Annotated in this window: 17 protein-coding genes; 8 read left to right on the top strand and 9 right to left on the bottom strand. The window is 46.8% G+C overall.

Features of this window, described 5'->3' with window-relative positions; all coding sequences use genetic code 11:
* Nucleotides 1-32: 32 nt before the first annotated feature.
* The 3 genes from FEN17_RS14555 to FEN17_RS14545 form a co-directional block, all read right to left on the bottom strand.
* Nucleotides 33-3,158: an efflux RND transporter permease subunit gene (locus FEN17_RS14555; RefSeq protein ID WP_138366074.1), complete on the bottom strand. Its 3,126-nt coding sequence runs from the start codon at nucleotides 3,156-3,158 to the stop codon at nucleotides 33-35.
* Between the two features lie 12 nt (nucleotides 3,159-3,170).
* Nucleotides 3,171-4,253, bottom strand: a complete 1,083-nt coding sequence (locus FEN17_RS14550) for an efflux RND transporter periplasmic adaptor subunit (protein ID WP_138366073.1) — start codon at nucleotides 4,251-4,253, stop codon at nucleotides 3,171-3,173.
* Between the two features lie 155 nt (nucleotides 4,254-4,408).
* Complete coding sequence (locus FEN17_RS14545) at nucleotides 4,409-4,684, bottom strand: ArsR/SmtB family transcription factor (RefSeq protein ID WP_138366072.1); 276 nt, start codon at nucleotides 4,682-4,684, stop codon at nucleotides 4,409-4,411.
* Between the two features lie 206 nt (nucleotides 4,685-4,890).
* Here FEN17_RS14545 and FEN17_RS14540 point away from each other — a divergent pair, with 206 nt between their 5' ends.
* Together FEN17_RS14540 and FEN17_RS14535 are read left to right on the top strand one after the other, a co-directional pair.
* The gene (locus tag FEN17_RS14540) at nucleotides 4,891-5,154 is read left to right on the top strand and encodes a filamentous hemagglutinin (RefSeq protein ID WP_138366071.1); all 264 of its coding nucleotides are present in this window, start codon (nucleotides 4,891-4,893) and stop codon (nucleotides 5,152-5,154) included.
* 654 nt (nucleotides 5,155-5,808) lie between these two features.
* Nucleotides 5,809-9,597, top strand: coding sequence for a carbohydrate-binding protein (locus tag FEN17_RS14535; protein WP_138366070.1), 3,789 nt, complete (start codon nucleotides 5,809-5,811; stop codon nucleotides 9,595-9,597).
* A gap of 5 nt (nucleotides 9,598-9,602) precedes the next feature.
* Here the strand turns inward: FEN17_RS14535 and FEN17_RS14530 are convergent, their stop codons facing one another.
* Nucleotides 9,603-10,610: a GlxA family transcriptional regulator gene (locus FEN17_RS14530; protein ID WP_138366069.1), complete on the bottom strand. Its 1,008-nt coding sequence runs from the start codon at nucleotides 10,608-10,610 to the stop codon at nucleotides 9,603-9,605.
* A gap of 106 nt (nucleotides 10,611-10,716) precedes the next feature.
* Here FEN17_RS14530 and FEN17_RS14525 point away from each other — a divergent pair, with 106 nt between their 5' ends.
* A complete protein-coding gene (locus FEN17_RS14525; protein WP_138366068.1) occupies nucleotides 10,717-11,214 on the top strand; it encodes a DUF1579 domain-containing protein in 498 nt (165 codons plus the stop codon).
* 3 nt (nucleotides 11,215-11,217) lie between these two features.
* Here FEN17_RS14525 and FEN17_RS14520 read toward each other — a convergent pair whose 3' ends face one another.
* Entirely contained in the window at nucleotides 11,218-12,360 is a 1,143-nt protein-coding gene (locus tag FEN17_RS14520; protein ID WP_138366067.1) for a PDDEXK nuclease domain-containing protein, read from the bottom strand.
* Nucleotides 12,361-12,544: 184 nt separating this feature from the next.
* Here FEN17_RS14520 and FEN17_RS14515 point away from each other — a divergent pair, with 184 nt between their 5' ends.
* The gene (locus tag FEN17_RS14515) at nucleotides 12,545-13,720 is read left to right on the top strand and encodes a peptidoglycan DD-metalloendopeptidase family protein (RefSeq protein WP_138366066.1); all 1,176 of its coding nucleotides are present in this window, start codon (nucleotides 12,545-12,547) and stop codon (nucleotides 13,718-13,720) included.
* An 80-nt stretch (nucleotides 13,721-13,800) separates the two neighbouring features.
* Here the strand turns inward: FEN17_RS14515 and FEN17_RS14510 are convergent, their stop codons facing one another.
* Nucleotides 13,801-14,208 carry a hypothetical protein gene (locus FEN17_RS14510; RefSeq protein WP_138366065.1) on the bottom strand — a complete coding sequence of 136 codons (408 nt, stop codon included), beginning with the start codon at nucleotides 14,206-14,208 and terminating at the stop codon, nucleotides 13,801-13,803.
* Between the two features lie 202 nt (nucleotides 14,209-14,410).
* On the opposite strand from FEN17_RS14510, the gene FEN17_RS14505 reads away from it, so the two are divergent.
* A complete protein-coding gene (locus tag FEN17_RS14505; protein ID WP_138366064.1) occupies nucleotides 14,411-16,339 on the top strand; it encodes a tetratricopeptide repeat-containing sensor histidine kinase in 1,929 nt (642 codons plus the stop codon).
* 35 nt (nucleotides 16,340-16,374) lie between these two features.
* On the top strand, nucleotides 16,375-16,989 hold the full coding sequence (locus tag FEN17_RS14500) for a response regulator (protein ID WP_138366063.1): 615 nt from the start codon (nucleotides 16,375-16,377) through the stop codon (nucleotides 16,987-16,989).
* 2 nt (nucleotides 16,990-16,991) lie between these two features.
* On the opposite strand, the gene FEN17_RS14495 is transcribed toward FEN17_RS14500, so the two are convergent.
* Genes FEN17_RS14495 through FEN17_RS14485 form a run of 3 tightly spaced genes read right to left on the bottom strand, consistent with a single transcriptional unit; the run spans nucleotide 16,992 to nucleotide 18,950 of the window.
* Nucleotides 16,992-17,255: a Txe/YoeB family addiction module toxin gene (locus FEN17_RS14495; RefSeq protein WP_138366062.1), complete on the bottom strand. Its 264-nt coding sequence runs from the start codon at nucleotides 17,253-17,255 to the stop codon at nucleotides 16,992-16,994.
* On the bottom strand, nucleotides 17,246-17,455 hold the full coding sequence (locus FEN17_RS14490; protein WP_138366061.1) for a hypothetical protein: 210 nt from the start codon (nucleotides 17,453-17,455) through the stop codon (nucleotides 17,246-17,248). Before FEN17_RS14490 ends, FEN17_RS14495 begins: the two co-directional genes overlap by 10 nt.
* A gap of 49 nt (nucleotides 17,456-17,504) precedes the next feature.
* Nucleotides 17,505-18,950, bottom strand: a complete 1,446-nt coding sequence (locus FEN17_RS14485; protein WP_138366060.1) for an arylsulfatase — start codon at nucleotides 18,948-18,950, stop codon at nucleotides 17,505-17,507.
* Nucleotides 18,951-19,457: 507 nt separating this feature from the next.
* Between FEN17_RS14485 and FEN17_RS14480 the strand changes: the two genes are divergently transcribed.
* On the top strand, nucleotides 19,458-20,516 hold the full coding sequence (locus tag FEN17_RS14480) for a LacI family DNA-binding transcriptional regulator (RefSeq protein ID WP_138366059.1): 1,059 nt from the start codon (nucleotides 19,458-19,460) through the stop codon (nucleotides 20,514-20,516).
* Nucleotides 20,517-20,670: 154 nt separating this feature from the next.
* Nucleotides 20,671-21,738, top strand: a complete 1,068-nt coding sequence (locus FEN17_RS14475) for a Gfo/Idh/MocA family protein (protein ID WP_138366058.1) — start codon at nucleotides 20,671-20,673, stop codon at nucleotides 21,736-21,738.
* Nucleotides 21,739-21,742: the final 4 nt, after the last annotated feature.

The following is a 21,742-nucleotide window of genomic DNA, read 5'->3' as shown; positions in this document are numbered from 1 at the left end:
TGAAAAGTGGTATTAATGTTCTTCCTGAGGCATTAATGCGTTTGCAGCAGCGCCTCGTCGGGTTGTGTGATTTCTCCGTCTTTGTTGTGTTTTTTCAAAGGCCGGGAGAGGTAAGAGTAAATCGAGGGGATCACGTAAAGTGTAAGTACACCGGCGAAAATCAGCCCGCCCACTACTACTATTCCAAGCGATTGACGGCTGCCAGACGAAGTACCGAGCGATAAAGCGATCGGCAATGTTCCGAATATCATCGCCAGCGTGGTCATCAGAATCGGCCGGAACCGGGATACCGCCGCCGCCTTCGCAGCCTGGAATGTTGTGTGGCCTTCCTCCTTGCTCTGGTTCGCGAATTCTACGATCAGGATACCATTCTTGGTGATCAGACCAATCAGCATAATGATACCTATCTGGCTGAAAATATTGATCGTTTGTGCAGTGAACCAGAGACTTAGCAATGCGCCGGTCAGCGCCATCGGAACCGTCAAAAGAATGATAAACGGATCGACCAGACTTTCAAACTGCGCGGCCAGGACCAGGTAAATCAGCACGATCGCGAAAACGAAGGCGAAGATCAGGCTGGAACTGCTTTCGGAATAATCGCGGCTTTGTCCGGCTAATGCTGTGGTAAAACCTTTCGGAAGTTCTTTGGCAGCGATTTTATCCAGTTCCTGGATCGCCTCTCCCAGACTTACCCCGGCTGCGGGTGTCGCCGAGATGGTGGCGCTGTAATTTTGATTATATCGGTAAATCGCTGGCGGACTGATACCTTCATTTTGTTTCGTCACATTGTCCAGTGAAACCATTTCCCCGCTGCCAGATTTCAAATAGAGTGATTTCAGATCGTAAGGAGCCGAGCGGTCTTCGCGGTCGAGCTGGCCGATGACTTCGTACTGGCGGTCATTATAAATAAAGTATCCGTACCTGCGGCTGCTCAGTGCCAGCTGCAATGTTTGACCAATATCCTGTGTAGAAATGCCCAGCTGCGCCGCTCTTTGACGGTCAATGCTAATGCTGATTTCCGGACGGTTGATTTTAAAATCCGCATCGGCGAAATTCAGCTTTTTATTACCCCCTACCTGCGACATCAATTTCGGCATCACATCGATCAAACCTTTCAAACTCGGCGCCTGGATCACATACTGCACGGGTTGCGTATTTCCGTAACCTCCGATCGTCGGCGTCTGCACGGGAATGATCAGCACATTCCGGAACTGACCGGCGGCCATCACCAGCTTCTGGAAGATCTGCGCCTGGGTAAGTCCGCTTTTCCGGTCTTTGGGTTCATTTAAAAATATCCATTGAAAACCACCATTGACCGGCTGCGCCAATGTTCCGCCCGCCGCCGCAACGGCTGTGTAAGTTCTTTCGGAGTTCAAATCAGGGATAGAATCGGCGATATAGTTGCCGATTTCCTTCATACTGGCTTCCATACTTTCGTAGGAAGTACCTTCCGGCGCGATCACCGCGAGACCGATCATCGACCGGTCTTCCAGCGGGGCCAGTTCCGACGGCAGCTTAGGCGCGAGCCAGTAAGCCACACCAAATGATACGAGCAATAATACCACACCCAGCCAGCGTACTTTCATAAATGCCGACAATGAGCGTGCATACGCATTGTTCAGCGCTTCGAACCACGGTTCTGTTTTTTTATAAAGCCAATTATGGGACGTACCTGTTTTGAGCAGATAAGCGCTCATCATCGGTGTGAGTGTTAATGCTACGAATGCCGATACCGTCACCGAGCCCGCGACGACGATCGCAAATTCTTTGAACAAACGGCCTGTCAATCCACCTAAAAATAAAATCGGAAGAAAAACTGCCACCAGGGTGATGGTCGTCGAAATCACCGCAAAATAAATTTCATTGGAACCCTGCCGCGCCGCCTGGATCGGCGACATACCTTCCTCGACTTTACTGTAAATGTTTTCCAAAACAATGATCGCATCATCCACCACCAGTCCGATTGCGAGTACCAGTCCGAGCAATGTCAAGACGTTGATCGAAAACCCGGCAATGTACATGATGAAGAATGCCGAGACGATGGAAACCGGGATCGCGAGGAGCGGGATCAATGTGCTGCGCCAGTCTCTGAGGAAGACAAAAATAATGAGGGATACCAGCGCAAAAGCGAGCAATAATGTTTCTTCAACTTCTGACAATGAGTTTCTTACAGGAACAGTAAAGTCTTTTCCCAGAGCAATTTCATATTCTTTCGGGGCGGTCTTTTTGATTTCTTCAAAACGGTTTTTGAACTCATCTACAATCGCCAATGAGTTGGCACCACGCTGCGGACTTACGCCGGTACCCACGCCATAGTCGGCCCTTTTTCCATTGTAAATAATCATGGCTGTCCGCTCATTTTGCGACGACATGATCGCCTCGCCCACATCTTTGAAGCGGACAATCGCTCCTTCGCTTTCGCGGATAATCATGTTGTTAAAATCCTCTTCGGTCACCAGCCTGCCTTGGGTACGCAGGGTAACTTCCGTATTCTGGCCTTCGATCCGGCCGCTGGGCAAATCCACATTTTCACGCTGCAAAGCCTTCTGAATGTCGATCGGCGTCAATCCGTAGGCTGCCAGTTTCACCGGGTCCATGCGGAGGCGCATCGCGCGTTTCCGTCCTGCGTAAGAATCCACCAGCCGGACGCCGGGGATGGATTGCAAGCGTTCTTTAATGTTGATATTGACAAAATCTGTGACGTCTTCCAATGTTTTGGTCTTGCTCTGAACTGTCAGGAAAACCAGGAAATCCGCCGGGCCGGCTTTTTCAACGATCGTGGGTTCAATGTCCGTCGGCAGCTGCTGGCGCGATTTGGAAACTTTGTCACGCACATCATTGGCTGCGGCTTCGAGATCGGCATTGAGCTCAAACTCGACGGTGATAATGCTCACCTGCTCGCGTGACGTGGACGAAACCGCGCGGATACCGTTCGCTTCCGCGATGGCTTCTTCCAAAGGTTTGGTTACCTGGGAGGCGATGATATCGGCACTTGCACCGGGATAAACCGTCGTCACCATCACAATCGGGGAGTCTGTCACCGGATATTCGCGGGTTCCTAAGAACGTATAACCGACGATACCGAAAAGTATAAGCAGTACGGACATCACCCCGGCCAGAACCGGCCGGGAAATACTTACCTGAGATATAGCACTCATGAGAATGGAATTTTAATGAACAGAAACCAGTTGGACGTCGGCGCCGGGAGCCAGGCGGAGCATGTTGCTGGTGACAATCGTGTCGCCAGGCGCAAGTCCTTTGGTCACATGCACGGTAAATGCATTACGCTGACCGACTTCGATGGGTTTGAAAGTTGCTTTACGATTATTGACGACAAATACGCTGTAACCTTTGGAAGAAGGGATCAAAGCCTGATTAGGCACCATCAGCGCATTACCGGTATTGCCTAAACGCAGGGTAAGTCGGGCACTCTGGCCAGGTAACAGCTCGCGGCTGGCATTGTTGGTGACGGCCCGCATCAATAATGTGCGGGTCGATTGATCGAGGCCGGCTTCGTGGGCTACGATGGTGGCTTTATACAATTTTTCGTCCGATTCTACGCGGTATTGCACTTCGTCGCCGGTCTTCAAGGTATTCGCATGTTTTTCAGGAACCGCGAAATCGATTTTAAGACGGCTGTTGTCTGTAAGTAGCGCGAGGGGAGCGCCGGGCGTGACGTATGCGCCGGTATGCACATTTACAATTCCAAGGTTTCCGCTGAAAGGCGCACGGATGCTGGTTTTGGCAATCGTCACTTTCAGTTGCTCGATCTTGGCCTGGATTACTTTCAGGTTGGTGAATGCTTCGTCATAATCCTGCTGCTTTGCCGCCTCATTGTCAATGAGTTCCTTGAATCTTTTTTCGTTAAGGATCACGAGTTTTTCCTGTTGTTTCAATTGTTCCAACTCGGCGATCAGGTCGGCATCGTCTAGTTTGAAGAGCAATGTTCCTGCTGCTACTGATTTTCCTTCTTTTGCGTAAACTGCTACAACTTTGCGGTTCAGCTCGCTGGTAATGTTCACGTCCTGATAAGCCAGGAGCGTTCCGGAAACCGTCATTTCATCATTTAAAGATTCCGAGTGAAGTACCTGAACATCAACTGGTACGCCAGTCACGACGGGCGCGGGGGCAGGTTTTGCTTTTTGCGGCACGCCTTCTTTTGAAGTGTATCCTTTAAAGAATACGGTGAGCAGGATCACACCGGTAATGATGAGCCCGGATACGATTTTTGCAGATTGGATGGTCTTTTCCATGCTTGTATATATTGAAGTATTTAAATAATTCGATTGATTGTAAACTTGTCCGCCTCAACTTTTTCTTAAATCTCAAAGATTTTCAAAAACTGTTAGGCTTACTACTCGGGAGAATTGACATATCGAAATGTATCGATATATCCAGGTAAAAAATTTTAAACTTTTAATGTATTGAGAAATGCTACGTACTCGTCGAGAACTGTTTGGTTGAGTTTGTACTTCACGTTTCTTCCTTCTTTTAATGTGTAAATCAAATCGGCGTCGGCCAGCTGCTTGACGTGGTGGGAAATCGAGGGCTGGGCCAGGTCAATGAAATCCTGGATTTCGTGACAATACAGACAATTCTCCTTTTCACGCAACTGCTGTAAAATTGCAATCCGGCTGGGATCTCCCAGGGCCTTCGATATCCGCTCTACTTTCCGTACTTCCATTTCCTGATATATCGATAGATTTGAATATATTAATACTGCACAGTGCAGACACTACAAGTGCAAAGGTGAAATGATTCCCAAAGGGTGAAAAAATTTTAGAGGGCTTTAAAAATGATCATGTCCTAAGCAAAATTTCCCGCAAAACCCCGGCACAGTTATTTTATATTCTGCGTATAGACTTTTGGGAATCATCAACATTAAAAATCATGGATATCTATCAATTTGCGACTAGCTGGGATCAGCCTTTTGGTAACTCGGACTTCTCAGAACCAAACGAAACGCCGCCTTTTGATCCGCGGCCGGAAGTGCCTTCGCCGAACATTCCTGAGGAGACGCCGCCTTTTGAAGATGATCCAGAAACGCCGCCAATCCAACCCGAGCCAGAAACACCGTCAATCGAGCCTGTGGTACCAGAGGTAGAACCCCTGCGGGAACCAGGCGGAGAGCCCGACATTCCTGCATTCAACTGAATATCGAGCACTAACATTTACTAGGCTAAACAATATTTTGCCAGATAGAGTGTGTTTTCTGCTCATAAGGGACGAAAATCACTTTCTCTGGCATTCGCTTATTTACACGAATGAGCCCCTACGCTTTTTACATAATTCAGTACGACGAGCATCTCCTACGTCGCTGTTTCCACACTTAGCTAAACCCGCCTAAATCCCATCCAGACTGCATAGAAAATGCCCCATTAACAACGCATTTTCATGTAGAAATACAGCTACGTAACTTATTTCAATTCTCTACATCGCAGGCACGACATTTGCTTGAAACCCTATAACGTATATGTGGATAACTCACCGAGTCCACTGCGGGTGTGGAAAACACTTTTCAAGCAAAATTTTTTAAAATTTTCTAATATAAATTTTCCAATAAGTGCTCTGAATCATCTTAAACACAGTTTTTATTGAAATTCTGCGCTTTTGATTGGATTCAGCGCGATTTGGCTTTTTCCAAAACATAGGAAAGCTGTAAAGAACTATACAACTTATTAATGATTACACCAAAAACTTGAAATTTGTAAACTTATTTTACCTACACTTATACGTTATTAATTTCTATACTTGAAATAAATTAGTTCGAACAACTACTATATTAGAGTTAAAATTATTGCCTCCTCTATGAAAAATATTTTACTCTCGCTGCTGATTCTTGTCAGCTTTAACTGCCTTGCGCAAACTTACCGCTCAGCTATCGGTAAATTCGAAGCAGAAAGCTTCGATTCGAAGTTAAACGTGAGCACCGAAACCTGCCTAGACACCGACGGTGGACTGGATGTTGGCGGGATGGTGGATAATAGTTTCCTTAGTTATCGTTTTGAAACTTTTGAAGCTGGGTATTTCACTTTTAAAATTCGCGTTGCAAACGGTTTTAGCGACAACGCATCTTTGCAACTCGTCCGGGCGGCGGATCTGACAGTACTTACTCAGGTAGCGGTGCCGCGAACAGGTGGTATGCAAAGCTGGACTACTATTACGATGCTGGCGAAACTTCCAAAAGGCAAACAAACACTTCGCCTCACCGCAGAGCACGGAATTTTTTCAATCAACTGGTTTGAAATTAGCAGATCAACTACGGCCCTTCCCGGGAAAGTAGAGGCTGAGTTATTTGATATGTCTCGTACTGTCCGCATCGAAAATAGCGCAACTGCGAGTGCCGGTAATGTCGTGGCCGACATTGATGATGCAGACTGGCTCGATTACAGTGTGAATGTAGCAACTGCTGGCACTTACACATTTTATTTTCACGTCTCAAATGCCTGGGGAAATGGCATCATTGAAATACAGAATGATTACGGCCCGGTACTGAACCAGGTAAATGTGCCCAGGACCGGCGGATGGCAAAATTATGTAACAGTAAGTACCACTGCAGTCCTGACCGCGGGAAGCCACGTCATCCGTTTTAACGCGCGACAAGGCGCTTTTAATCTGGATTGGTTTGAGGCCACCAGAAGCGCCCCCCTTATAACCAAGAAAATCCCGGGCAAAATTGAAGCTGAGGACTTCGACGGGGTTAGTGAAATACAGACTGAAAATACCGGTGATATTGACGGCGTCCTGAATGTGGGCAGCATTGAAGATGGCGACTGGATGGATTACCACGTGAAAGTGACCACAGCGGGTGTCCATACATTCCAATTCCGGGTGGCATCTCCTAATGGAAATTGCAAATTGGAAATCAAAAATGCGGCTGGAACTGTGCTAGGACAGATTTCTATTCCCTGGACTGGCGGCTGGCAGAGTTATCAGACGCTGACTACGACGGCGACATTGACCGCCGGAAATCAGGTTTTGAGATTATACGCCAACAAAGGATATTTCAACATCAACTGGTTTGACGTCCAGTTTGGCAATAACATTCCGAAGCCAAAACCTACCATTACTTTTGCGGCGCTCTCCCCAAAATCTGCCCCAGCACCTGATTTTGTTTTGACTGCAACCAGCACCAGCACCGAGGCGCCTATCACATTTACCTCATCCAACACCGCTGTAATCACCGTTTCCAACGCGACAGGAACCTGGAAAGCGAAAGTAATTGGCGAAGGAACTGCCAACATTACAGCCTCACAAGCTGCCAGCGCGTCTTTTGCAGCGGCAGATAACGTGACGCAAACGCAGCTTGTCCACACCTCCGCCCCGTCGGCGATCTCTGCAAAAATTACGCTGGATCCAAAACGCTGGTACCAGCTCACGAATGCTACCCAGTCTCTGGAAGGGCTTTTTGATGGAAATACACAGGTCAATGTGAATACTGGCTGGGGAAAAGTGCTTAACGAATACGAGGCATATTACCCGCTGCTACCAGGCGAACAGATCATGATCGATGGTATCAAATTCTTTGATTATGAGGGCTCTGCGACGGATAACCCGATGAGTTTGTCTATTATCAATGCCAACTGGGAGCGGGTACAGATTGCGACATTTAAAGGTTATCAATACAACACCTGGGTTGGCCCTAACCCGGACAGTCAGGCGTCTGACGACAGCCAGTTTGCGCTGAGCTCGCCGGTGAGCAACTTCCGCTACCTGGTTTTGAAAGTACAGGGTGTGCTGCCAACTGAAATGGAATTTTACGGAAGCTACACCCCTCCTACCCAAGCTTTTAGCCCAGTACCACAAAAATCGGCGCGTTTGGGAGATATGTTTGGCGTGAATGGTTATGAGTGGAATTTCGAGCTGGGCAACAATCCGGGTCAGGTTAATGAACCGATGATGAACATGGCGAAGAGCTTTGGCGGCTTCCGTCATTATATGGACTGGCAAAAACTGGAACCGGAAGAAGGAGTTTATACCTATAACCCAACCATTTATGGTGGCTGGAATTACGATGCAATTTACGAGCGCTGCAAAGCGGAGAATATTGAAGTATTGGCTTGCCTGAAAACATTACCTACCTGGATGCTCGACAGCTATCCTGCTGGCGAGCAGGACAATGAGAATGTTCCGGTGCGTTTTGGCAAGGATTTCACCGATCCGCTTTCTTACATTGAGCAGGCGAAAATGGGTTTTCAATATGCTGCCCGCTACGGAAGCAATACCAATGTTGACCCTGCTTTGCTGAGCACGCACAGCACACCGAGATGGAATGGTGACGTGCCAAATTCAGTGAAAATTGGTTTGAACCTGGTCAAATACATTGAATGCGACAACGAGCGTGATAAATGGTGGAAAGGCCGCAAAGCTTACCAGACTGCCCGTGAATATGCGGCGAACTTATCCGCTTTCTACGATGGTCATAAAAATACCATGGGTGCGGGCATTGGTATCAAAAACGCCGATCCGAATATGAAAGTGGTGATTGCAGGGCTGGTTACCGGGCCGGATTATATCAAAGGAATGGTGGATTGGTGCAAGCAATACCGTGGTTATAAGGCCGATGGCTCTGTGAATCTTTGCTGGGATATCGTCAATTTTCACCTGTATGTGGATAATGCCACCTTGAATCAGAGCGGCACTTCCACCCGCGGCGCGGCTCCTGAGGTAACCAATGCCAAACAAATTGTGGATGATTTTATGAAAACTTCGCACGAAGTTTCTCAGGATATGCCGGTGTGGATCACGGAAACTGGCTATGATGTGAATCAGGGAAGCCCGCTCAAAGCGATCCCGATCGGTAACAAATCGGAGCTGATCACGCAGGCTGACTGGGTTTTACGAACCTCGCTTTTCTCCGCCAGGGCCGGCATCGAAAAAGTTTTCTTTTATCAAATGTATGACGACAATACCGGTTCGGGCATGTTCGGAACTTCGGGTTTGCTAAATGCTGACCAGACCCGCCGGCCAGCTGCGGACTACATTAATCAGGTCAACAAACAATTTGGCGATTATCGTTACAAGGAAACCATTTATGCTGATCCGATTGTGGACCGCTATGAATTGAATGGTAAATCCCTATTTGTCCTGACAGTGCCCGACGAGATTGGCCGCACCGGAGAATACACACTGGATTTGGGCGAAAATGGTGTTGCTAAAATTTACACCCCAACCGCCGGAAGTACTACTATGGCTGTTCAGGATATGCCGATTACCGATGGAAAAGTGACGGTTACAGCAAGCGAAACGCCGATTTTTGTGGTAGCAGCACCCGCAACAAATGCCCGGACCGCAGCAGTAGCTTCCGCCGCGCCAGCGCTACCGATCGTTGAATCATTGCACGCCGATGTGAAGGTTTACCCAAATCCAACCTCAGATTTTATCAGCATTGATCTGGCAAATGAGCGGTTCGGAAACATTGAGATCAAGGTTTTCGATGCGGGATCAGGACGCCTTCATTCCAAAACCAATCTGGACAAAAAAGACAACAAGTTTTCGCACAAGCTCAACATTTCCAATCTTCCAGCCAGCATGTACATTGTAGAAATAACTCAGGATGAGCAACATGCTTTCAGAAAAGTGGCAAAATTGAATTAATGCACTTATAACATGGCGGCGCGTCTTTCAAGCCTGCCTGCTGATTCCAGGCGGGTAATGTTGAATTTGTCCCGATATTCTTTGGGCGTAACCCCAGTGCTTTTTTTGAAAAGCTGCCTGAACGATTTGAGATCATTATAGCCAGAATTCAGCATTACTTCCAGTACGCTCTGGTCGGTTTGGGCGAGCATTTTTTTGGCCGCTTCGATCCGGGTGCGCTGCAAATATTCGATCGGGGTGACACCGATAGCTTGTTTGAACCGACGAACAACATTGCGCCGGCTGGCCGGGATATCCTGGATCAATGTTTCGATCGTGCTGCCTTCCTGGTACTCTTTTTCAATTTTTTGCTGCGCCATGTTTACCAGGCCATCGCCATGGTTTTGCGACGGCGCGAATGTGCCGAAGTAAGTCTGCTGCTCGCGGTCCATATCGATGGCAAACATTTTGGCGGTTTTCAATGTAAGCTCTTTGCCGCAATGCCGCTGGATCAGATACAGCATTAAATGGAAGCTACTGGTGGCGCCTCCGCTGGTGAAAATACCTTTGTCTTCGGTTACCACCGCGTTACTTTTCAGGATCACGTCGGGAAAATTGGACGCCAGCGCCTGTGCGGAATCAATATGCGTGGTCGCTTCGCGGCCGTTTAAAAGTCCGGCGGCAGCGAGGAGGAAGGCTCCGGTACAAAAGCTTGCGATTTCCGCCCCGTTTTTATGCTGCTCCCAAAGCCAGGGAATGAACATTTTGTTTCCGGAAACCGACGCCGCCAAATCGCCCGCGCCAAATGCCGGGATCAGGATTAAATCGAAATTTCCGGCACTTTGGAGTGGTTGTAAGGTATATTTTCCGTAATAAGCATCCGGTTTTTCGTCTTGAGTTAAAAGACTGATATGGTAAAATTTCGGCTCATTCTGCTTTTCTAAAAAATGATTGACCGATTCAAAAACATCTAAAATCGCTGCTACACTTAGTAATCGATGACTATTTGTGATTAAAAGACCTAATTGTACCATTGTTGCTGGTTTTTTGATTTTTGAAGTGCCAATATAAGTTTTTTTGTCTCAAATACCCCTTTTTCTGGGGCCACGAATACACCGCGCGGCCATAAAAAACACAAAAATGAGCAAATCTAAATTTGAAATCTCGCTGGAATCCGGCGTCCACAGACAGTTACAATCATTCACCGGAACGTGGGAAGGAACCACCAAAACGTGGTTTGAGCCAGATGTCGTCGCCGACGAATCGCCTATGACAGGTACCATTAAGTCAATTTTAGGCGGCCGATTTATTCAATACGAATACCAGGGAAGCCTGAATGGTGAGGCATTTGAAGGCATTGCGACTTTTGGTTTCGACATTGCCAACAACAAATTCCAGTGCGCCTGGGTCGACAGTTTCCACATGGGTACCGGCATCCTGTTTTCCGAAAGCGCATTTTCAGAAAACGGCTTTTCCGTCCTCGGCAGCTACGGCAGCCCCGATTTTCCCGAGCCCTGGGGCTGGCGCACCACCCTTGAACTCCGCAACCCCGACGAACTCGTCATCACCGCCTACAACATCGAACCCGGCGGCGAAGACCAGATCGCGACGGAGACGGTTTATAAAAGAGTTGGATAGCTTTCAGAAATTGGAAAGTTCTTTTTTAATAAAATGTTCGAGTTGCTCTTTACTGGGCAGCTCGACCAAATATTTGCTAACAAACAGTGGCATATCACTGTCTGCCATGGCATATTCTACCATAGCCCGATTTTGATCAGTGACCAGCAGCAGCCCCACGGGCGGGTTATCGCCTTCGAGCATCATTTCCTTTTTATAATAATTGATATAAGTTTTGAGCTGCCCGATATGCTCATGCTTCACCTCATTGGTTTTCAACTCGACCAGCACATGACATTTCAGTATCCGGTGATAAAAAACTAAATCTACATAAAAATATTCACCACCCATGACAATCCGCTTTTGCTTCGCTTCAAAACAAAAACCGTGACCTAATTCAATCAGAAACTGTTCAAGATTATCAACCAGCGCCTGTTCCAGCTCATTTTCGTAAACCACTTCCTTCGCCTTCAAGCCCAAAAACTCAAAAGTAAAAGGGGATTTGACAATGTCGGTTACATTGATCTTCCCCGAGTTACGCTGCACTTCTGCCTGTAACTTTTCCGGTTTCACACTCATCCCCGAACGCTCAAAATACAGGGTATTAATCTGCCGCTTCAACTCGCTAACGCTCCAATTCCCTTTGATGCATTCGGTTTCGTAGAAGGTTCTTTTGACTGGATTGTTTATTGGAAAAAGCTGAACTAAGTGAGTAAACGAGAGTTGTGAAATGAGCAGATCAGGATCGGTTAAACCACTTTCGCATAAATCTCGCAATTGGGCAATCACCGACTGCCCAATTACAAGGCGCTCATTACCAAGTGATAGTAATTTATCCTCAAAGGAAGCAGCTGAAATTGCACCCAGTTGCCGCAAATGTTCCGAAACAACTTTTCCAATGGATTGATACTTGAAATAAAACTGCCTGAAAAGCTTAAGGTTACGATACGATAAGGAATTTTGTTTAAGTGAATCGGACAGTTTTTGTAATAACTCTTCCCCATAACGCGCCCTGTTCTCACCATTCTGCTCAAACTCTACAATGTAGAAACCAATCAGCCAATTTCTGATCGTTAAATGCTTGTTGATTGCCTTGATGGCACTTTGTTGAAGTGTCGTGTGCGTGTCCTGGATAATGCTAACCAGCCTGTCGAAATTGTTGTCCATCTTGTTTGGGTTTTAAGTTTTGACTGGCAATATCGATGCTAAAAAACTAGTGTTAACCCCTCAATTTTCCTGCGGCAGTTGCGCATTTATTCTGCGGCGTGAAATCGGTTTGTGACTAGTTAACGAGCACTTGATGGAGATGGCATAGATTTGTTAGAGCCTGCTGAAAATTCAGGATCTGGAAATGAGGTGGTGGTTTCGCTTTTTGGCTTTCTTTTTGGTTGCGGCTTATATTTTTTCGTGTAAGCCTGTGCCGGTATCTCACTGGTTTCCAGTTACGCCGCGGGAACATTATGAAAAAGAATTGTATCAGGCTAAACTGGAACAAACCGCGGCTGGGCAAACCTGGCTTCGGGTAAGTGAGCAGGCTTTGTCCGACTCTGTTTTTTCGGTAGCACCTTATCAGGAGCGGATTTTTTTGGGTGATTCAGTGCCCGCGCAAGCGCTGCGGTTAAAAATACCGCAGGGTAGAAAATTAGTCATTATGCCGGTTCGCAGCTCGGGGGATTCCTCTGCTCACTTTTTCATGGAATTGTTTAAAATAAAAACCAACGGAAAAACGCAGCGGCTTGACTACCTAAAAGAAGATACCGGCACTTTGGTTTTTGAAAATGATGATCAGGACACTTTATTATTAAGATTACAAACCGGCCTGAATGAAAAACTGACGGTTACACTTTCTCTCGCGACATTACCTACCTTATCTTTTCCCGTAGCCGGACATTCGATGGCGGATGTAATCAGTGCGTGGGGTGCGGAGCGCGACGGTGGCGTGCGTTCTCATGAAGGAATTGACATTCGTGCCAGGCGCGGGACGCCGGTAGTGGCTTCGCAAAATGGATTTGTTACCCAAACCGGTACGAATAATCTGGGTGGAAAAATCGTCTTTTTGAGCTCACTCAGCAATCCCTATTCACTTTATTATGCGCATTTAGATAGTCAGCTAGTCTCTGTTGGTCAGCGGGTTACATTAGGAGACACATTAGGTTTGGCTGGTAATACGGGGAATGCGATCACAACTGCACCGCATTTGCATTTCGGAGTTTATGCGCGCAGTGCAGGTGCGGTCAATCCACTTCCTTTTATTAATGATAAAGAAGAAAAATTGCCCGATCTGCCAAAAGAGTCCCAGTGGCTCGGTGACACAGTTTTGATCAGAAAAAAAACCAACATTTACAGTTCTTCTCAACTCGGAATGTCAGAGAAAATCGGTAGCCTGCCGGCGAATACAATCGTTAGAATATTAGGACAAATGTCGAAAGGATACCGCGTGCAACTGGAAAATGGCACGAAAGGCTACATCCCGACTGTTCCGCTGCAAGCCCGTCGCCGGGACGTTTCACAAGCCAGCATTAAATGAAAATTTGGCGTTAAATAAAAACAGGCAAGCGTTTTTACACCTGCCTGTCTGCATTTCCAAACCTATTTTTAATCTGCTAACTACTGCTTTTCTGCGGCCATCTCGTAATCCTGGCCTTCGAACACGACGAAAATGGTCAACTTGTTGGATTTATCCAGATTGCCTACTTTTTCGGTGCCTTCATAAATATCGATACCGGTACTTCCTGCATTTTTCAGGTTCAATGTACCCAGGTCTTCGTCCGGCTCTGATTCACCGTTGACTTTCACCTTCATTTTCCCGGTCACGACTTCGGCGGAAAATTTTTCAAGCACAATACCGATGCTCGCGTTCGTAAGCGGCACATTCTGACCGTCCACTTCGAGTTTGGTTACCTTATAACTTCCGGCAACCTGGGCGCTCAGTTCGGGAGCGGGATCTTTGTCTTTGTCCTTGTCACAAGAGAATAACAATGTTGTACTGAGCAGGAGGAAAAGAATTCGTTTCATGGCTAATATTGAATTGATTGTTAAGTAATTAATGAGAACCGTTTGTCTTTTTGACACAACAAAGGTAGCCGGACCGACGGGCGCTGATCAATCCTATAAATGCATGATTTTTGAAAAATCGTACTTTCATAGGATATTATTAAAAGGTTTTATTTAGGAATTTTGCTCCCGTAATTTTCCAGTCATACTCCTCAGTTCCCTCATGAAATTCGTCTTAAAGACAGCACTTTGCATCCTGCTATCCCTGCCTGTTTCTGCCCAAAACAGCGACGTGAAAGCGGTCTTGCAAAAGATCAAGACCAGTAAGCAGGATACCAACCGCGTGCTCGCCTACATTGAGTACGGCAACATCCTGGAAAATCAAAATCTCGACAGTGCGGCCAGCTATTATCTCAAAGCCGAATCGTTAAGCGAGAAGCTCAACTACCCGAACGGACGCTTCAAATTCCGGAGCAACTATACTTACATCCTCAATTTGCAGGGGAAATTTGAGCAGGCATTGAAGCTCAATAAGGAAAGTCTGGTGATTGCGCGGGAGATGAAACATCCGGTAAATGTGGCCAAAAGCCTGAACAACATTGCCGCCAGCTACACTTATATGGGCCATTTTACGGAGGCGATCAAATATTACCAGCAGAGCGCAGACCAGTTTGACAAGCTGGGGATGAAGCAATATCTGCCCAGATTATATGTCAACATTGGTACTGCATTCGAGCATGCCAATCTCTTTGAAAAATCTTTGACCTATAAACAAAAAGCGCTGCAACTGGCTCGTCCGATGCAAGATAGCTTGCAGCTGGCCGACATTTTGACCACGATCGGAAGCTGTTATTTTAATTTAAAAAGATATCAGGAAAGTAAAGCGCATTTCACTGAGGGACTCAATGTTGCGGAAAAAATCGGCTCGGATATTTTTGTGATTCAGGCTTATGCCGGTTTGTGCCGTACCAACCGGGTACTGAAAAATCTGCCGGCAGCAAAAGTATATGGAGAAAAAGGGCTTGTGCTGGCGCGGAAAACGGGTAATGTGTTTCTGGAAATGGAATGTTTGCGGGCTTTAATGTTTGTGGCGGAAGATTCGAAACAACCTGATTTGTCTGCCAAATACACGGAGGAAGCGCTGAAAATCGCGGAAGCGAATGATATGACGGACCATTTGATAGAGCTTTACGAAGACTATGCGACGGATTTAGGCCGCCAAAACAAGCACAAAGCTGCGTACGATTATCTGATGAAATATGTCGTCCTGAATGATTCCCTGCAAGGAATTGATGTGCAAAAACAATTGCAGGAGCTGGATGCCAGGTATCTCACAGCGCAGAAAGAAAAGCAGATTGTGACGCTGGAAAAGGAGAAACAAGCGCGTAACACGTTAATTTATGGGTTGATAGCGGGTTTTGTTGTTTTAATGTTAATCGGGATTCTGATTTACCGCAACATCGTGATCCGCAAAAGGATCGCTGAAAAAGAAGTGCTGCAATTACAGCAGGAAAAGCAGCTGGTGGCCACGAACTCTATTTTAAAAGGCCAGGAAGAAGAACGTACCCGCGTGGCCCGCGACCTGCACGACGGTCTCGGCGGATTGTTATCAGGTATCAAATTAACCCTTAATTCCGTGAAAGGAAACGTAATTATGCCCGAAGAGAGCGCCATGACATTTGGCCGGGCGATCAACCAGCTCGACAGCGCCATCGGTGAAATGCGACGAGTGGCACACAGTATGATGCCCGAAACCTTGGTCCGCTTCGGCCTTATCGATGCGCTAAGTGATTTTTGTGAAGGCATCAATACCTCAGGATATCTGAAAGTAAACATGCAGAGTTTTGGTTTTGAAAAACGGCTCGATTCATCCGTGGAAATCGTGCTTTACCGGATCGTACAGGAGCTTTTAAACAATGTGCTAAAATACGCCGAAGCGTCCGAGGCGCACGTGCAGCTGACGCGGGTGGACAATGAGGTGAGCCTGACGGTGGAAGATAATGGTAAAGGATTTGATGTTTCAAAGCTGGAACAGAACAAAGGCGCGGGCATCCGGAACGTCCAGGCACGCGTGGATTATCTGAACGGCCGACTCGATATTCAATCCAAACCGACGGAAGGAACTTCGATTTTAATCGAGATAACTGTCTGATTTTCTATTAATTGACAAAATTTAGCAACTGCAATATGAGTGTCAGAATACTGATCGTAGATGATCACCCGATGGTTTTGGAAGGGTTGAAATCGCTGCTAGCCGACAACGAGGAAGTAACCGTCGTCGGCACCGCTTCCAATGCGATCGACGCGATTGCTTTTTTAAAAAGTAACGAAGTGGACATTGCATTTCTCGACATTAACCTGCCGGATATTAACGGAATTGATCTTTGCAAAAAAGTAAAAGAACAATTCCCGACGGTGAAAACGCTAGCATTGAGCACATTCAGCGAGCGGGCTTATGTTTCGAGAATGATCCAGAATGGGGCTTCGGGTTACCTCATCAAAAGTTCAGGCAAGGAAGAAATCCTGGAAGCAATCCGCCAGGTACAGCTCGGCGGCTATTTCATGAATGTTAATTTTGATCAAAATACGGCCACTGCGCCCAAAACAGTGCCTTTTCTGACCCGCCGCGAAAAGGAAGTACTGGTGTTAATCGCTGAGGGGATGACTAACCCGCAAATTGCAGAGCAGCTTTTTATCAGTGTCACGACGGTGAATAGTCACCGGCAAAATTTGCTGATGAAATTTGAGGTGTCAAATACAGCTTCGCTGATTAAGTTGGCTGCGGGGTTGGGGTTGATCTAATATCATTTTTCGTAGTGAAAGCGACATTGAACAACAATGATCTTGTCGCTTTTCACAGCATAAACCAGTCGATGTTCGTCGGTTATTCTTCTTGACCAATACCCGGAAAGATGATGTTTCAGAGGTTCCGGTTTGCCAATCCCTGTATACGGAGTTGAAAGAACGAATTCAAGCAGATTTCGGATTTTTTTCAAAATCGCTTGATTACCAGTTTGTTTCCAGTAAAGTAGTTGTGATTCAGCTTTATCTGTAAATTCTATTTCCATATATCGTCGAGGCCAATTTTTTTGGTCTTACCCAAGTCGGCTTCGGCGATGGAATCTAAAAGTTCAGTTTTATTAGAGGGGTTGCTGAGTAAATATTCGGTAGTATCCTGCTCTGATCGGAAACTGATCCCGATGGTTTTAAGGTATTCTTTCAATGTTGCGATCTGCTGGCTGTCGCCTTCCACAATCAATGTTTCCATAATTCCCAGACAAATTATCTTTTAAAGATAACCATTATTTCCCCAAACCTCAATTCGTAGCCAGGCTCCCAAATGGAAATATTGCCGACGAAACATGCGCCTTATTCATGATTTGACCTAGTTCTTTGGCTTTATCCGGGAACTGAGGGGTGAGATTAGTTTTTTCGGCAGGGTCTTTTGAGAGGTCGTATAATTCAACCAAACCATCGGGATTGCCGGCGGCTTTTTGGCGCACTGCTTTCCAGTTTCCTTGCCGTACGGCTTGTCTGCCGCCTTGTTCGTGGAATTCCCAGTAGAGGTAATCGTGTTTTTTCTGAGTGGGTTTTCCTTTTAATGCGTCGGTGAAAGAAATTCCGTCAATGTTGGTGGGGGATGGTGTATTTGCTAATTCTGCAAAAGTTGGGAGTATGTCCCAGAACGCACCGATGAAATCGCTTTTCGAGCCGGGTTTGATCATGCCCGGCCAGCGCGCTGCAAAAGGTTCGCGCACACCGCCTTCGTATAAATCACGTTTCACGCCTCGCAGCCCGCCGCTGCTGTTGAAAAATGCAGGATCAGCACCGCCTTCAATGTGCGGACCATTATCGCTAGTGAAAATAACCAGCGTATTTTTATCCAAACCCTTCTCTTTCAGCTTATCCAGCACTTGTCCAACATATAAATCCAGCCGCGTCACCATTGCTGCGAATGTTGCATGCGGAAATTCCTGCGACGTGTAGCCGCCGCTGGTTGCCCGGGCGCCATAATCCGCACCTTTGTAGGGTTTTTCTTCAAACTTGCCTTTGTAATACTGAAAAATGCTGTCGTCAGGTACGATCAATTCTGCGTGCGGCAGAATGTAGGGCAAAAACAGGAAGAAAGGTTGCGTCGGTTTCTGACTTTCCACAAATGCTAATGCCTGTTTCTGGATCAAATCCGGCGCGTATTCTTTGCTGTACAACAAATTCTTATTCGCCTCTAAAACAATCTTTTTATCATTGTCCCACAAGTGGTTAGGATAATACCGATGCGCCAGGCTCTGGCAGTTATATCCATAAAATTTATCAAAACCCTGCTTGTTGGGATCACCTTCCGAACCTACCGGCCCCAAGCCCCATTTTCCAAAAGCAGCCGTCGAGTAACCCGCCTTTTTCATCACTTCGGCGACCGTCAAAACCGAATCCGCGATCGGCTGCTGGCCTTCGGGCTCAACCGATTTATTACCTCTGATGTAGGTATGCCCGGTATGTTTTCCACTCAAAAGCGATGATCGCGAAGGTGCACACACAGAAGTACCGGCGTAGAACTGGTTGAAGATCATCCCTTCCCGGGCGAGCCGGTCAATGTTGGGCGTTCTCACCAGCTTTTGTCCGTTGAAACCGACATCGCCATAACCTAAGTCGTCCGCGAGAATAAAAACGATGTTGGGCCGGGCTGGTTTTGGGGCTTGTGCAAAGATGTTCGTGCTAAAAATGCTTCCCGCCAGAATCGCGGCAAACAGAGGAAATTTGTTCATGGTAGTAGGTCAGGATATCAATTAAAAGGGTTTGCAACCACAAGAATACTTGAAATTGCTCAGGATTTCCAGTGCAGCGGCGTAAATGCACCAGGAAAAATGACGAATTAAATGATGAGGGAATTTCCCTGGTAGTGGCGGGGCAGAGAACCGATTTGCGTGTATCTTTGCACCTGATACCCTTTATGACAGCCGGCTCTGACAAGCATGAATTGACAACCACCGAAAATTCCGGCAAATCAGCTCCGTGCTGTCTCTCAGGGTATCAGGTGCAGTAGTTTTGTCTCAAATGAATTTGTATCGAAGATTATTAATCTACTTAATTGGTAGACAAAGTAAGGAAACGGATTTCAATTAAGCAATAGCATCTGCAAGCTGAACATGAAATAATTTTTAATCCCGGCATTTGCTTTGTCACCCTCGTGTGATAATATCCCAACCCAACATTGCAATTTTCAAAAACGCTCTTTACTTTCAGCATTCCAGCCCTTTCCTAAATCCAGCAGAATGACAAAGGAGAATACTTTTTTTGGCGTAAAAGAAATTGCCCGGCGAGCGAATGTATCGATTGCGACGGTGGACAGGGTGATCCATAACCGGTCGGGGGTTTCGGAGAAGACCAAGAAAAAGATCAACGACATTATCAAGGAGCTGGATTATCAGCCCAACATTCTGGCGAGCCGACTTGCTTCCAAAAAGATCATTTCCCTGGCCGTACTGATTCCGAAAGTTTCTGCGGAAACAGATTTCTGGGAGGCGCCTTTGAATGGTATTACGCGGGCCGAGGCTGAGATCAAGAAGTACGGCGTGCAGATCGAGCTCTTCTTTTTTGACCTCAATGATCCCAATTCCTTCAACGAACAAGCCGGTCTGATCCTCGAAGGACATTTTCAGGGCGTTTTGCTCTCGCCTTCTTTTATTGAAGAAGCCCGGAAATTTTCGGAAGCCTGCCACAAATTAAAAATCCCTTTTACTTTTTTCGATTCCGATGTTCCCGAGCAGCACAACCTCTGCTATATCGGGCCGCACCTATTTCAGAGCGGATATGTTGGCGCCAAGTTGCTGACTTACAGGTTGAAAGAAAAACAGCAAGTCGCCGTCGTCAACATTTCAAAAGAGACGGATAATTACAATTACATTCAGATTGAGGAAGGTTTCAGGAGTTATTTTAAGGATCACAGCTTGCCGGGAGAGATTTTGCGGGTCAACATTAAGGATACAGACAGCCTTTCGGTGACACGGCAACTGACCAAAATATTAAATGATAACGAGAACATCAAGGCCATGTTCGTGACCAACTCACGGGTTTCAGCGGTAGCGACTTTTCTCGAAAAAAGCGGGCGGTCGGATATCTCGCTGATCGGCTACGACTTTTTAAAGGAAAATATCAAGCACCTGGAAAAAGGCTTCATCGATTTTCTGATCTGCCACAAGCCCGAAGAGCAAGGTTATCGTGGTGTGATGTCGCTCTACGAAACATTGGTGCTCGGCGCGCGGGTCGAGAAGGTGCATTTTATGCCGATTGACATTATTACCAAAGAAAATCAGGCATTTTATAAGAACTGATTCAAGGATCATCTGAGGTATACAACTTTCACCACAAAAATTTTTGTAAACAATTATCATTAATATTTGTAAATAAAAATATGTTATTATCTTTACGGGTACGTACCCGACAATTTTAGTCAATCCTATTCCTAAGCTCTTTCCCTGATATCCTATGCATGCTTTCAGCAGAAGAAATTTCATTGTAAAATCAGTTGCTACCTACGCGGCTGCGACCGGCGTCGGGCTCGGTTTGCTGGATTATTCGCCTGCCGCCGCAGAGGCTGCAACCGCGCAGACGAGTAATGCGAAGGCGATTGATCCTCAAAGTGCGGCTGACGGCAAACGAATCGGCATTATTGGTCTCGATACTTCCCACAGTGTCGAGTTTGTGAAGGCCCTCAATGCAGAGCAGCCTAACCCCATTTTCGATGGTTTTAAAGTTACGGCAGCGTATCCACAAGGCAGCAAGGACATTGAATCCAGTACAAAACGCGTCCCCGGCTATACCGAGGAAGTGAAAAAACGCGGCGTGGAAATCGTCGGCTCGATCAAGGATCTGCTGGCGCAGGTGGACTATGTTTTGCTGGAAACCAATGATGGCCGGCTGCACATGGAACAGGCGCTGGAAGTTTTCAAAGCGGGTAAAAGAATGTTTATCGACAAACCGGTAGCAGCCTCGCTTTCGGACGTTTTGGCGATTTACGATGCTTCCAAAAAATACAACATCCCCATTTTCTCGGCCTCTTCGCTGCGCTATATCAAAGGCATTGAGGGCATTGACAAGAAAAAAGTTCTCGGTGCAGACACTTATAGTCCGGCAACGCTCGAAAAAACCCACCCGGATTTTTTCTGGTATGGCATCCACGGCGTCGAAACATTATATACCGTGATGGGCACCGGCTGCAAAAGCGTCACCCGCGTCAACACGCCGAATACGGACATTGTGGTGGGAATCTGGGGCGATGGCCGCACCGGCACATTCCGGGGTACGCGCACCGGGAAACACGACTACGGCGCAACGGTTTTTACCGAGGATGGCAACAAGGTTTTAGGCCCATACGGCGGCTACGAGCCACTTTTGATTGACATTATCAAGTATTTTAAGACTGGCGAAATGCCCGTGACACCCGAAGAAACGATCGAGATTTTTGCATTTATGGAAGCCGCCGACGAAAGCAAGCGTCAGGGCGGAAAAAGTGTGACGCTCGAAAGCGTGCTGGCCAAAGCCAAAAAGAAATAGCAGA

Source organism: Dyadobacter luticola, from assembly GCF_005860805.1.
Lineage (GTDB): Bacteria > Bacteroidota > Bacteroidia > Cytophagales > Spirosomataceae > Dyadobacter > Dyadobacter luticola.
This window is presented reverse-complemented; position numbering and strand designations above follow the sequence as displayed.